General features: G+C 65.8%; 10 protein-coding genes. 9 read left to right on the top strand and 1 reads right to left on the bottom strand.

Going from position 1 to position 12,582, the window contains the following annotated elements; translation table 11 throughout:
- Nucleotides 1-26: 26 nt before the first annotated feature.
- Genes AAE027_RS14705 through AAE027_RS14685 form a run of 5 tightly spaced genes read left to right on the top strand, consistent with a single transcriptional unit; the run spans nt 27 to nt 5,896 of the window.
- Entirely contained in the window at nt 27-425 is a 399-nt protein-coding gene (locus AAE027_RS14705) for a FixH family protein (protein ID WP_130216927.1), read from the top strand.
- Nucleotides 422-1,861 (top strand): efflux RND transporter periplasmic adaptor subunit, encoded by a 1,440-nt coding sequence (locus AAE027_RS14700; protein WP_370985987.1) that lies wholly within the window; start codon nt 422-424, stop codon nt 1,859-1,861. Before AAE027_RS14705 ends, AAE027_RS14700 begins: the two co-directional genes overlap by 4 nt.
- Nucleotides 1,858-5,043 carry an efflux RND transporter permease subunit gene (locus tag AAE027_RS14695; RefSeq protein ID WP_370985986.1) on the top strand — a complete coding sequence of 1,062 codons (3,186 nt, stop codon included), beginning with the start codon at nt 1,858-1,860 and terminating at the stop codon, nt 5,041-5,043. The genes AAE027_RS14700 and AAE027_RS14695 overlap by 4 nt, the downstream gene beginning before the upstream one ends.
- An 8-nt stretch (nt 5,044-5,051) precedes the next feature.
- Entirely contained in the window at nt 5,052-5,180 is a 129-nt protein-coding gene (locus tag AAE027_RS14690) for a hypothetical protein (RefSeq protein WP_283806517.1), read from the top strand.
- A 2-nt stretch (nt 5,181-5,182) separates the two neighbouring features.
- On the top strand, nt 5,183-5,896 hold the full coding sequence (locus AAE027_RS14685; RefSeq protein ID WP_370986059.1) for a c-type cytochrome: 714 nt from the start codon (nt 5,183-5,185) through the stop codon (nt 5,894-5,896).
- Nucleotides 5,897-5,939: 43 nt separating this feature from the next.
- Here AAE027_RS14685 and AAE027_RS14680 read toward each other — a convergent pair whose 3' ends face one another.
- Nucleotides 5,940-6,569 carry a cation efflux transmembrane domain-containing protein gene (locus AAE027_RS14680; protein ID WP_370985985.1) on the bottom strand — a complete coding sequence of 210 codons (630 nt, stop codon included), beginning with the start codon at nt 6,567-6,569 and terminating at the stop codon, nt 5,940-5,942.
- A 198-nt stretch (nt 6,570-6,767) separates the two neighbouring features.
- Here AAE027_RS14680 and AAE027_RS14675 point away from each other — a divergent pair, with 198 nt between their 5' ends.
- From AAE027_RS14675 to ihpC, 4 genes are read left to right on the top strand one after another with little or no spacing between them, the layout of a single operon-like run.
- Nucleotides 6,768-7,073, top strand: a complete 306-nt coding sequence (locus AAE027_RS14675) for a hypothetical protein (RefSeq protein ID WP_370985984.1) — start codon at nt 6,768-6,770, stop codon at nt 7,071-7,073.
- Between the two features lie 55 nt (nt 7,074-7,128).
- Complete coding sequence (gene ihpA, locus AAE027_RS14670) at nt 7,129-8,403, top strand: divalent metal ion exporter subunit IhpA (protein WP_370985982.1); 1,275 nt, start codon at nt 7,129-7,131, stop codon at nt 8,401-8,403.
- Nucleotides 8,400-9,377, top strand: a complete 978-nt coding sequence (gene ihpB / locus AAE027_RS14665; protein WP_370985981.1) for a divalent metal ion exporter adaptor subunit IhpB — start codon at nt 8,400-8,402, stop codon at nt 9,375-9,377. The genes ihpA and ihpB overlap by 4 nt, the downstream gene beginning before the upstream one ends.
- Nucleotides 9,370-12,582 (top strand): divalent metal ion exporter subunit IhpC, encoded by a 3,213-nt coding sequence (ihpC, locus tag AAE027_RS14660; RefSeq protein WP_370985980.1) that lies wholly within the window; start codon nt 9,370-9,372, stop codon nt 12,580-12,582. Before ihpB ends, ihpC begins: the two co-directional genes overlap by 8 nt.

Here is a 12,582-nt window from a genome sequence, read left to right as displayed (position 1 = left end):
TCAGACCCATCGAGGAACTATAAATTATGACGACCACCAAGCTCGCGCGCGCCGCCATCGCCGCGCTGATCGGCGCTGCGCTCACGGGGAGCGTTCACGCCGAAATCAAGAACTACGAATTCCATCTGGTTCAACCGACCATCAAGACCGGGGCCGATCGCATCGTGACCGTGCGGCTGGTCGACAAGACCAGTGGCAAGGCGATACCCGATGCGGTGATCTTCGCCAGCCGGCTCGACATGGCGCCTGACGGCATGCAGGAGATGGTCACCAAGGTCACGCCGATGCCGGGCACCGAACCCGGGACCTATCGTTTCAAGGCCAATTTCAGCATGGCCGGACGCTGGCAACTCTCGCTCGGCGCCAAGGTACAGGGCGAGACCGGCACGGTCGAAAACAAGCTCGTCGTCACGGCCGAGAAATGACCCGCCTCGCCATTACAGGCACTGCCGCTGCGATTTTCGCGGCGGCAGGTGTCGCGCTGATTGGCGGCCGCGCCATGCAGCCTCAGTCGGATTCAAGCTCGCTGACTTTCGCCGCGCATGCGGCTGACGCGGGCGCACCGATCTATTTCCGGGATCCGGACGGCCGGCCGTTCTATTCGCTCACCCCGAAGAAGACCGCCGACGGCCGCGACTATCGCGCCGTGCGGGCGGACGAGGACATCAGCTTCGAGGAGGCTGACGAAGCGCCCGACGTTATGGCGACCGACGCCAAGGGCGATCGCAAGATCAAGTATTACCGCAACCCAATGGGCCTGCCGGACACCTCGCCGGTGCCGAAGAAGGACACGATGGGGATGGATTACATCCCCGTCTACGAAGGCGAGGACAGCGACGACGGGTCGGTGAAACTGTCGCCCGGCAAGATTCAGCGCACGGGAGCCAGGTCCGAGCCGGTCGTGAGGAGGCCCGTCACCACCCTGATCCGCGCGCCAGGGACCGTCCAGGAAGACGAGAGACGCGTTTCGGTGGTCGCGCTGCGCTTCGAGGGATTCGTCGAGAGCGTCGCGAACGTCACGACTGGCGATCACGTCCACAAGGGGCAACCGCTGCTGAACGTATACAGCCCCGCGCTGTCGAGCGCCGCCGCCGAATATCTCTCCGCCATCAACGCCGGCGCGACCGGGAAGGAACTGAAGGGCGCGCGCCGGAGGCTGGAGAATCTCGCCACGCCGGAGCCCGCCATCAAGGAGCTCGAACGAACCCGGGAAATCTCGCTCTCGATTCCCTGGCTCGCGCCCCAGGACGGCGAGATTCTTGAACGCAACGCTGTGCCCGGGATGCGGGCGGGCCCGGGAGACGTGCTCTTCAGGATCGCGGACCACCGCCTGGTTTGGGTGCTCATCGATATGGCGGAGCGCGATCTGCCGCAAGTCGCCGTCGGCACGAAAGTGACCATCAGGCCGCGCGCTCTCGCCGGCCAGAGCTTCGCCGGCACGGTGGCGCTGATCTATCCCCATCTCAACGCTGCGACGCGCACCGCGCGGATCCGGATCGAGGTGCCCAATCCCGACGAAGTGCTGCGGCCCGAGATGTATGTCGATGCCGAGATCGAAGCCGGCACGCCTGGGCCGGTGCTGGCGGTGGCGGAGAGCGCCGTACTCGACAGCGGAAGCCGCCAGGCCGTCCTTGTCGACAAGGGTGAGGGCCGCTTCGAGCCGCGTGAAGTGAAGCTCGGCCGTCGCGGCGGCGGCTTCGTCGAGGTGACCCGAGGCGTGTCGGAGGGCGAGGCCGTCGTCACCTCGGCCAATTTCCTGATCGACGCCGAGAGCAACCTGAAGGCCGCGCTGAAGGGGTTTGCCGCGCCCGAGGGTACGCAACCCGCCCAAGCGGCAGGCACGACGGGAGCGCGCCCATGATCGCCCGCGTCATCGCCTGGTCGGCGCGCAACCTGCTGCTGGTGCTGTTCGGCACCGGCTTCGCGGCTGCCGCCGGAATCTACGCGCTCGTCCATCTGCCGCTGGACGCCATTCCTGATCTCTCCGACACGCAGGTCATCGTCTACACGGAGTATTCAGGGCAGGCGCCACAGGTGATCGAGGACCAGGTCACTTATCCGCTGGCCACCGCCATGCTCACGGTGCCGAAATCCAAAGTGGTGCGCGGTTTCTCCTTTTTCGGGGTCTCCTTCGTCTACGTGATCTTCGAGGACGGCACCGACATCTACTGGGCCCGCTCGCGTGTCCTCGAATTCCTCAACGCCGCCACCTCACGGCTGCCGGCGGGCGTGGCGCCGACCATCGGTCCGGACGCGACCGGCGTCGGCTGGGTCTACCAGTACGCGGTGATGTCCAAGGAACTGAACCTCGCGGACACACGCACCATCCAGGACTGGAATCTCAAATTCGCCCTTGCCAAGGCGGAGGGCGTCGCGGAGGTCGCGAGTGTCGGCGGCTTCGTGAAGCAGTACAACGTCGTCCTCTACGCGCAGCGGATGCGCGATCTCGGCATCACCATGCAGAAGATCCGGGACGCGATCCGTGCCAGCAACGCCGACGTCGGCGGGCGTACTGTCGAGCTGTCGGAGTTCGAGTACGTCATCCGCGGAAAGGGCTACCTGAAGAGTATCGACGATCTCGGTAACATCGTCCTCAAGACCGACAAGGGCACGCCGGTGCTGCTACGGGACGTCTCCAGGGTCGAACTGGGACCGGACGAGCGGCGCGGCATCACCGAGCTCAACGGCGAGGGGGAAGTCGCCAGCGGCATCGTCCTCCAGCGCTTCGGCATGAACGCGCTTGACGTCATCGAGAACGTCAAGAAGCGCTTCAAGGAGATCGCGACCAGCCTCCCCAAATCAGTCGAGATCGTGCCGGTCTATGACCGGTCGAACCTGATCTATGCCGCCATCGATACGCTCAAGCATACGCTGGTCGAAGAAAGCACCGTCGTCGCGCTGGTCTGCATCGTGTTCCTGCTGCACGTCCGCAGCGCGCTCGTCGCCATCCTGATGCTGCCGGTTGGCGTGCTGATGGCGTTCGGGGCGATGAAGCTGCTCGGAATCGGCTCCAACATCATGAGCCTTGGTGGCATCGCCATCGCAATCGGCGCCATGGTCGACGCCGCCATCGTCATGATCGAGAACGCCCACAAGCACCTGGAGCGCGCCGAGCCCGGCAGGTCGCGGATCGCGATCCTGATCGATTCCGCCTCCGAGGTCGGGCCGGCGCTGTTCTTCAGCCTGCTCATCATCACCGTCTCCTTCATGCCGATCTTCACGCTGGAATCGCAGGAGGGGAGGCTGTTCAGCCCGCTCGCCTTCACCAAGACTTTCGCGATGGCCGCGGCCGCGCTGCTCTCGGTGACCCTGGTGCCGGCCTTGATGGTGATCTTCGTCCGCGGGCGGATCGTTCCGGAGCACAGGAATCCGATCAACCGCTTCCTGATCTGGATCTACCGACCGGTCATCAAGGGCGTGCTGCGCGCAAAGACGTTGGTTATCCTGCTCGCACTCGCCGTGCTCGCGGTGACGATTTGGCCCGCGCGCCAGCTCGGCACCGAGTTCATGCCGAACCTCAACGAAGGCACCCTGCTCTACATGCCGACGACGCTGCCCGGCATTTCCGTGACCAAGGCCGCCGAGCTGATGCAGACGCAGGATCGCATCATCAAGTCGTTTCCGGAAGTGGAGTCCGTCTACGGCAAGGCCGGCCGCGCCTCCACGTCGACCGATCCGGCGCCGACCGAGATGTTCGAGACCGTGGTCAACCTCAAGCCGAAGGGACAGTGGCGGAAAGGCCTCACCATCGACGGGCTGATCGCCGAAATGGACAAGGCGCTACAGTTTCCCGGCGTATCGAACGCCTGGACCATGCCGATCAAGGCGCGCATCGACATGCTCTCGACCGGCATCCGGACCCCCGTCGGCGTCAAGGTGATCGGGACTGACCTCGTCGAAATCGACAAGCTCGCGAAGCAGATCGAGCAGGTGCTGCGGGTGGTGCCCGGGACCTCGTCCGCCTACGCGGAGCGCAGTATCGGCGGCTACTATCTGGAAATCACCCCCGACCGGTCGGCGCTGGCCCGCTACGGAATCATGGTCCAAGACGTCCAGGACACCATCGCGACCGCGCTCGGCGGTCAGGCGGTCACGACCACCGTCGAGGGCCGGCAGCGCTTCACGGTCAACATGCGCTATCCCCGCGACCTCCGGGACAATCCGAAGAAGATCGCAAGCGACATCCTCGTTCCCATGCCGGCCGGCGGCGCCGTCCCGCTCGCGGAAGTCGCGACCGTCCAACTCGCGCGCGGCCCGACATCGATCCGGACGGAGAACGCACAGCTCGCCACTTACATCTACGTCGACATCCGCGACCGCGATCTCGGCGGCTACGTCGCGGAGGCGCAGCGCGCCGTCCAGGCCAGCATCCAGTTTCCGCCGGGCTACTACGTGGTTTGGAGCGGCCAGTACGAATATCTCGAGCGGGCCATGGCCCGTCTGAAAATCGTCGTGCCGGCGACGCTCCTCATCATCTTCCTGCTGCTGTACCTCAATTTCCGGTCGGTCACGGACACGATGATCGTGATGCTGTCGCTGCCGTTCGCGCTGGTCGGCGGGCTCTGGCTGATGTGGTGGCTCGGGTTCAACCTCTCCGTCGCCGTCGCCGTGGGCTTCATCGCGCTCGCCGGCGTCGCCGCCGAGACCGGCGTAGTGATGCTGATCTACCTCAATCAAGCGCTTGCGGAGATCAAGGAGCGCCGCGCCGCCGAGGGTTGGACATTGAGCCGGATAGACCTTCGCGAGGCCATCATGGAGGGCGCCGTCGAGCGCGTCCGCCCGAAGATGATGACGGTGGTCGCGATCATGGCCGGCCTGCTGCCGATCATGTGGAGCACCGGCACCGGCTCGGAGATCATGCAGCGCATCGCCGTGCCCATGATCGGCGGCATGATCTCCTCGACGCTGCTGACCCTGATCGTGATCCCGGCGATCTTTGGCCTGGTCAAGGGCTTGCATTTGCCGTCTGCGGGCAAACCACAGCCTCCGAGAAAATCGAAAGCGATCGTCGCAAAGTTGCGAATCCAAGAGCCAGCCGAATGAGGTGAGCCATGATGCAGGACATGATGTCGGGAATGATGGCCGGCATGGGGCTGATCGCGGTTCTAGTCGTTGTCGTGCTCGCGCTGGGGGCGGCAGCGCTGGTCAAGTATCTCTTCTTCTCAAATCGGGGAGATTGAACATGGATCGCCTTCTCTTCGTGGCATTCGCGGCCGTTCTCGTCTCCTCGCCGGCCGGCGCGCAGCAGGACAGCGTGGCTCGGGGCGAACGTGATTTTCGCGTCTGTGCGGCATGTCACTCGCTCGAGCCCGACCGCAACATGACGGGGCCAAGTCTTGCAAATCTCTGGGGGAGGAAGGCCGCCAGCTTGCCGAGTTTCGACCGCTACTCCGACGCGCTGAAAGCTTCGGGAATCATCTGGGACGACCGCTCGCTCGATGCCTGGTTGACCGATCCTGCGCGCATGGTGCCGGACAACGAGATGCCGTTCGAGGGGATCGATGACTCACGCGTTCGCGCGGATCTGTTGGCATTCCTCAAGGAGGCCACCAAGCCGGGGGCCGCGCCGGAGCGAACGGCCGAAAACCGCATGAATGGGGGCGGCATGATGGGAGGGATGATGGGTGGCGGCCGCGCCCCCAATCTGAAGAATCTGAATCCCGCGCAGCGCGTCACCGGCATGACCCACTGTCGGGACACCTATCGGGTGACAACGGCCGACGGCAAGACGCGCCCCTTCTGGGAGCGCAATCTGCGTCTGAAAACGGATTCCAGCGAAGACGGACCGCAGAGCGGCGCGCCCGCTATCGTGTCGGCCGGCATGATGGGTGACCGGGCCGACGTGATTTTCGCCGCGCCGAACGAAATCTCCAAAACGATAGAAGATCACTGCTGAGCTCTTGGCTGGTCGCCATCTGGCCGCCAACCAAGGTTTTGTTCTAGGCCGGAGTGACCTTCAGCTCCATTCGGGAGTGCCGTACCACGACAACCGCTCCCTGAAGCGCGAGCCCGGCCATGATTGCGGCCACGATGATATCGGGCCAGCCCGTGCCGGTGCCGAACACGCCGAGGGCGGCCGACAGCACGGCGATGTTTCCGAGCACGTCATTGCGGGTGCAAATCCAGGCGGAGCGCATATTGGCGTCGCCCTTGCGATAGGCCCACAACAATCCGAACGAAGCAGCGTTTGCGGTAAGGGCCGCCACGCCGACCGCGCCCATAGTGAAGGCGTTCGGCAGCGTGCCATGCGCTGCGTGCCAGACGACCGTGCCGACGACCCAAAGGCCAAAGGCGCCCATCGTCAGCCCCTTCGCCAGGGCCGCGGTAGCGCGATAGCGTAGCGTCATGCCGACCACCAGAAGGCTGATGGCGTAGTTCGCGGCGTCTCCGAGAAAATCGAGCGCGTCAGCCTGGAGCGACGCCGATCCCGCAGCAAGGCCCGCGCCGATCTCGGCCAGGAACATGACGGCATTGACGGCGAGCACAACCCAGAGCACGCGACGATACGCCTTCTTGTCGCGATGGCGATCGAGATTGAGCGGCGGCGGTGAGCAGCATGCATCAGCCATGCTCACAAGATAGAGCGGTTGCACGCGCCGGACAATCACGCGGGGCCGGCTCCGCGACATCAAGTTCCCCACACGTAACATTGTTGCGGGTCGACACTGTTCCCGTCGCCGTGCTAGGCCAGCCTGACTGTGAGTGAATACGTGGTCTTGAACCGCCGGCCCTTCAGACTGAGGCGCACGCGCAATTGGCGTGGGCTCATGGCTGTGTTTGTTGCGGTCATGTACCTGCTGTCGGGCGCGCTCCACGGCACTCATGACATCGATGTGACTAGCCCGTCCGGCGGCTCGGAAATCGCTTCGATCCTCGATGGCTCCACAGGCCACGGCGACCACAAGGCGATCGGCGGCCATCATTGCCATGGCTGCTTCTCGCTGACGGTGGCGCAGCCGGCGCTCTCCGCCAAATCGGTCGCGCTGGTGTCTGCATCGCGCCCGCAACGCGCACCCCGGCTCGCCGGAATTATTCCCGATACCGACTCCCCGCCTCCCAAACCTATTGCCTGAATGGATTGGTCGGGCGCCCCGCGCCCATTAGGTTCATCCTTCACAGGTCGGTTTCATGTTTTGCAGGGGAATGGCCGCGCGCCTCGCGTGCGCGGCGGCGTGTCTGCTTGTCGGATTGGCGCTTGCACCGTCTCACGCCCAGACTTTGACGATGCGGAGCGCGCTGTCGCGCGCGTTGGCCGCGAGTCCGCGCCTGACGGCGGCGGAGCGCGACGTCGGCATCGCCACGGGCCAGCGCATCCAGGCGGGCGCGCTGCTCAATCCGGAGCTGACCTATGAACAGGATGATTCATTCGGCTCCGGCAGATATCGCGGCACGCGATCGGCCGAGACCACGCTCCAGATCAGCCAGGCTTTCGAGCTGTTCGGCAAACGGGAGGCGCGGATTGCCGCGGGCGCAGCCGGCATCGAGGTCGCCGCGATTCAGCGCAAGGCCGTCAGGCTGGAGGTGCTTTCGGAGACCGCGATCGCTTTCCTCAGCGTGCTCGGCGCACAGCGGCGCATCCAGATCCTGGACGAACAGATCGCCGCGATCGACCGCCTGACGCCGCTGCTGCGCCGCCGCGTCGAGGCCGGCGCCTCCTCGCCGGCCGAGACCGGCCGCGCCGAAGTCGCCTCCGCCCTGGTGAAGGCCGACCGCGAGCGCTTCAAGGCGACGCTGGCCAGCGCCCGGCGCGAGCTGGCGGTGCTGATGGGAGATCCCGCCGCGAAATTCGGCGAGGTCTCCGGCCGGCTCGATATCACGGGACGCCCGCCGACGTTCCAGTCGGTCGTCGCCGCGATCGATGCCAATCCGCAACTGGTGCGCTGGACCGCGGTCTATGCTCAGCGCAATGCCGAGCTGTTGCTGGCACGGCTCAAGCCCTACCCCGACGTGCGGATCGCGGCCGGCTGGCGCCATTACAACGAAACCAATGACGATGCCGTGCGCCTCACCCTCTCGGTGCCGATTCCCGTGTTCGACCAGAACCAGGGCAACATCCTCTCGGCACAGGAAAGCCTCGCCAAGACCAAAGCCGAGCGCGAGGCCAACCGCAACACGCTGATCGTGATCGCCGGCCGGGCCTACGACTCGCTGCAAGGCTCGCTGCGCGAGCTCGCGGTCCTGCGCGAGACCGCGATTCCGAAGGCCGTCGAAGCGTCCGAGGCAATCTCGCAAGGCTACGGCCAGGGCCGCTTCACCCTGCTCGAAGTGCTGGACGCCCAGGCAAGCGTCACCCAGGCGCGGCTGCGTGAGCAGGAGGCGCTCCAGAACTTTCATGCGGGGGTGGCGACCATCGAAGGCCTGGTCGGCAATCCCTTCACGCTGGCGCGGGAGAGCGCACGATGAAGACGTCCTCCACCATTGTCGTCGCTGTCATTGCCGCTGCCCTCGGCGCTTGTGGCTATGCCCTGCTGGCGCCGGCCAGGGTCGCGCCCGCCGAGCATGCCGCGGACAAGAAGCCGGAGAAGCCGAACGACCATGTCGAGCAGGACGAGCACGGCGCCGACCGCATCCGCATCTCCGACGTCAAGCTTGCCGCAGCCGGTGTGGTGCTGGCGGAAGCCGCGAGCGCGACGCTGACCGACACGCTCGCCTTCAACGGCATCCTGCGCGCCAACCAGGAAGCCGTGGTGCAGGTGACGCCGCGCTTTCCGGGCATCGCCAAATCGATCCTGAAGCGCATCGGGGACAAGGTCGGCAAGGACGATCTGCTCGCCGCGATCGAGAGCAACCAGAGCCTTACCGTCTACGAGCTGAAGGCGCCGATCGCGGGCACCATCATCGAGCGGCAGATCTCGCTCGGCGAATACGCCTCCGAACAGAAGCCGGCCTTCGTCGTCGCCGACCTCTCCACCATCTGGGTCGACCTGTCGATCTACCGGCAGGATCTGCGGCGCGTCCACCTCAACGACGAGGTTCTGATCGATCTGGACGATGGCCGCGGCGAGATCAAGGGCACGATCTCCTACATGGCGCCGATCGGTTCGAGCGAGACCCAGACCGCGCTCGCCCGCGTGGTGCTGCCAAATCCGGACGGACGCCTGCGGCCCGGCCTGTTCGTCACGGCGCGGCTGATCCTCGCCGCGCGCAACGTCGCGGTTGCCGTGCGCCGCAGCGCGATCCAGACGCTGGAGAGCAAGACGATCGTGTTCGTCCGCGAGGACGGCGACAAGATCGAGGCGCGCCCCGTGGAGCTTGGGGATTCCGATCCGAAATTCGTGGAGATCCGCGCGGGCCTTTCGGCTGGCGAGCGCTACGTCGCCGAGAACAGTTTTGTGGTCAAGGCGGAGATGGGCAAGGGCGAGGCCGAGCATGATTGACGCCCTCCTCGCCTTCTCGGTCCGCCAGCGCTGGCTCGTGGTCCTGCTCGCCCTCGCGGCCGGTGCCCTTGGCGCCTGGAATTTCACGCGCCTGCCGATCGATGCCGTGCCTGATGTGACCAACGTCCAGGTCCAGATCAACACGCGCGCGCCGGGGCTGTCGCCGCTCGAGGCCGAGCAGCGCATCACCTTTCCGCTCGAGACTGCAATGGGCGGCTTGCCTAGGCTCGACTACACCCGCTCGATCTCGCGCTACGGCCTGAGTCAGGTCACCGTCGTGTTCCAGGACGGCACCGATATCTATTTCGCGCGCCAGCTTGTGAACGAGCGCATCCAGCAGGCGAAGGACCTGTTGCCTGCAGGCACGGAGGTCGCGATGGGGCCGATCTCGACCGGGCTCGGTGAGATCTATGTCTACTCGGTCGAAGCAAAGGTCGGCGCAAAGTCGCCGACGGGTGCCGAGTTCACGCCGACGGAGCTGCGCACCATCCAGGACTGGATCATCAAGCCGCAGCTGCGCACCATTCCCGGCGTGATCGAGGTCAACTCGATCGGCGGCTATGAGCGACAGTTCCATGTGCTGCCGATTCCGGGGCAGCTGATGGCCTACAAACTCGGCTTCCGCGACATCATGACGGCGCTGGCCGCCAACAATGCCAACGTCGGCGCCGGCTATATCGAGCGCAACGGCGAGCAATATCTCGTCCGCGCTCCCGGCCAGGTCGCCAATATCGAGGACATCAGGGGCATCGTGATCGGCTCGCGCGGCGGCGTGCCGGTGCGCATCCGCGATGTCGCCGAGGTCAGCGAAGGCAGGGACCTGCGCACCGGTGCTGCGACGGCGAACAGCGGCGAGACGGTGCTCGGCACCGCCATGCTGCTGATCGGCGAGAACAGCCGCACTGTGGCCCAGCGCGTGAAGGCCAGGCTCGCGGAGATCGCCAAATCGCTCCCCGACGGCGTGATCGCGCGCGCCGTCTACGACCGCACGCATCTGGTGGAAGCCACCATCCAGACCGTCGAGAAGAACCTCGTCGAGGGTGCGGCGCTGGTGATCGCGGTGCTGTTCCTGATCCTCGGCAACATCCGCGCCGCGCTGATCACGGCCTGCGTCATCCCGCTCTCCATGCTGTTCACGATCACGGGCATGGTCGAGAGCAAGGTCAGCGCCAATCTGATGAGCCTGGGCGCGATCGATTTCGGCATCATCGTCGACGGAGCGGTCATCATCGTCGAGAACTGCCTGCGGCTGCTTGCCGCCGAGCAGCACCGCCGCGGCCGGCTGCTGACGCTGGACGAACGCCTCCAGACCATCCGCGTCGGAAGCAGCGAGGTGATCAAGCCGAGCCTGTTCGGCACGCTGATCATCGCCGTGGTTTATCTTCCGGTCCTCACCCTGACCGGGACCGAGGGCAAGATGTTCACGCCGATGGCGCTGACCGTGCTGATGGCCCTCACGACCGCGGCGCTGCTGTCGATCACTTTCGTCCCCGCCGCGGTTGCGATTGTCGTCACTGGCAAGGTCTCGGAGACGGAGAACGTCTTCATGCGGGCCGCCAAGCGGCTCTATCTGCCCCTGCTCGACCGCGCGATCCGCTATCGCGGCAGTGTCGCGCTCGGCGCCCTGCTGATCGTCGCCGGCAGCATCTTCGCCGCAACGCGCATGGGCGGCGAGTTCATTCCGAGCCTCGATGAAGGCGACATCACCATCGAGACCATCCGGATTCCCGGCACCAGCCTGACCCAGAGCGTCGACATGCAGCTCCGCCTGGAAAAGGCGATCAAGCAGGTGCCGGAGGTCGCGACCATCTTCTCCAAGATCGGTACCGCCGAGATCGCCAACGACCCGATGCCGCCGAATGTCGCCGACACCTATGTCACGCTGAAGCCGCGCGAGGAATGGCCCGACCCGGCCAAGCCGAAGGACGAGATCGTGGCCGAGCTCGAACGCGCCGCCAACACCCTGCCCGGTACCGCCTATGGCATGACCCAGCCGATCCAGATGCGCTTCAACGAGCTCATCGCCGGCATCCGCAGCGACGTCGGCGTCAAGATCTTCGGCGACGATCTCGACGTGCTCGCCGGCATCGCCCAGCAGGTCAACGGCGTGGTTCGCGGCATCGAGGGCGCCGCCGACATCAAGACCGAGCAGATCGCGGGCCTGCCGATCCTCACCGTCAAGCTCGACCGCCAGGCGCTGTCGCGCTACGGCCTCAGCCTCAGCGAGGTGCAAAACCTCGTCGAGATCGCGATCGGCGGCAAGCCGGTCGGCAAGCTGTTCGAGGGCGATCGCCGCTTCGACATCGTGGTGCGGCTGCCGGAAAGCCTGCGTGCCGACCCCGATACGATCAAGTCGCTGCCGATCCCGCTGCCGCCGGGCGAGGACATCGCGGCCGTCACGAAAACCGCCTGGCCGGGGGCATCTGGGACGACGCCGCGCTACGTGCCGCTCTCCTCCGTTGCGGCGATCGAGATCGCGCCGGGCCCCAACCAGATCAGCCGCGAAAACGGCAAGCGGCGCATCGTCGTCACCGCCAATGTCCGCGGGCGCGATCTGCGCTCCTTCGTCGCCGAGACGCAGGCGGCCGTAGCCGAGAAGGTCAAGCTGCCACCGGGCTACTTCATCGGCTGGGGCGGCCAGTTCGAGCAGCTGGTCTCCGCGACCAAGCGGTTGACGATCGTGGTGCCGGTGGCGCTGCTGCTGGTGTTCCTGCTGCTGTTCATGGGTATGGGATCGGCTGCGGATGCGGCGCTGGTGTTCTCCGGCGTGCCGCTGGCGCTGACGGGCGGCGTTGCGGCACTGCTGCTGCGCGACATTCCTTTATCCATCAGCGCCGGCATCGGCTTCATCGCGCTGTCGGGCGTGGCCGTGCTCAATGGGCTCGTGATCATCGCGTTCATCGAGCGGCTGCGCAGCGAGGGGCGATCCGTCGTGGATGCCGTGCGCGAGGGCGCGCTGACGCGGCTGCGCCCGGTGCTGATGACCGCCCTCGTCGCCTCGCTCGGCTTCGTGCCGATGGCGCTCGCCACCGGCGCCGGCGCCGAGGTGCAGCGGCCGCTTGCGACCGTGGTGATCGGCGGCATCATCTCCTCGACCGTACTGACGCTGCTGGTGCTGCCGGCGCTCTACGTGCTGTTCCGCCGTGACGCAGACACCGAAACGCCTACAATGGCGCCTGATTTGACAGCGTCACCGGAGCGCTAG

This window comes from Bradyrhizobium sp. DN3 (assembly GCF_041357655.1).
Lineage (GTDB): Bacteria > Pseudomonadota > Alphaproteobacteria > Rhizobiales > Xanthobacteraceae > Bradyrhizobium.
The sequence above is the reverse complement of the archived record's forward strand: the minus strand, read 5'-3'. Positions and strand labels throughout refer to the sequence as shown.

Coding starts and splice junctions, on each gene's coding strand:
- AAE027_RS14705 (WP_130216927.1), top strand. CDS start 27: ATGACGACCACCAAGCTCGCGCGCGCCGCCATCGCCGCGCTGATCGGC.
- AAE027_RS14700 (WP_370985987.1), top strand. CDS start 422: ATGACCCGCCTCGCCATTACAGGCACTGCCGCTGCGATTTTCGCGGCG.
- AAE027_RS14695 (WP_370985986.1), top strand. CDS start 1,858: ATGATCGCCCGCGTCATCGCCTGGTCGGCGCGCAACCTGCTGCTGGTG.
- AAE027_RS14690 (WP_283806517.1), top strand. CDS start 5,052: ATGATGCAGGACATGATGTCGGGAATGATGGCCGGCATGGGGCTGATC.
- AAE027_RS14685 (WP_370986059.1), top strand. CDS start 5,183: ATGGATCGCCTTCTCTTCGTGGCATTCGCGGCCGTTCTCGTCTCCTCG.
- AAE027_RS14680 (WP_370985985.1), bottom strand. CDS start 6,569: ATGGCTGATGCATGCTGCTCACCGCCGCCGCTCAATCTCGATCGCCAT.
- AAE027_RS14675 (WP_370985984.1), top strand. CDS start 6,768: ATGGCTGTGTTTGTTGCGGTCATGTACCTGCTGTCGGGCGCGCTCCAC.
- ihpA (WP_370985982.1), top strand. CDS start 7,129: ATGTTTTGCAGGGGAATGGCCGCGCGCCTCGCGTGCGCGGCGGCGTGT.
- ihpB (WP_370985981.1), top strand. CDS start 8,400: ATGAAGACGTCCTCCACCATTGTCGTCGCTGTCATTGCCGCTGCCCTC.
- ihpC (WP_370985980.1), top strand. CDS start 9,370: ATGATTGACGCCCTCCTCGCCTTCTCGGTCCGCCAGCGCTGGCTCGTG.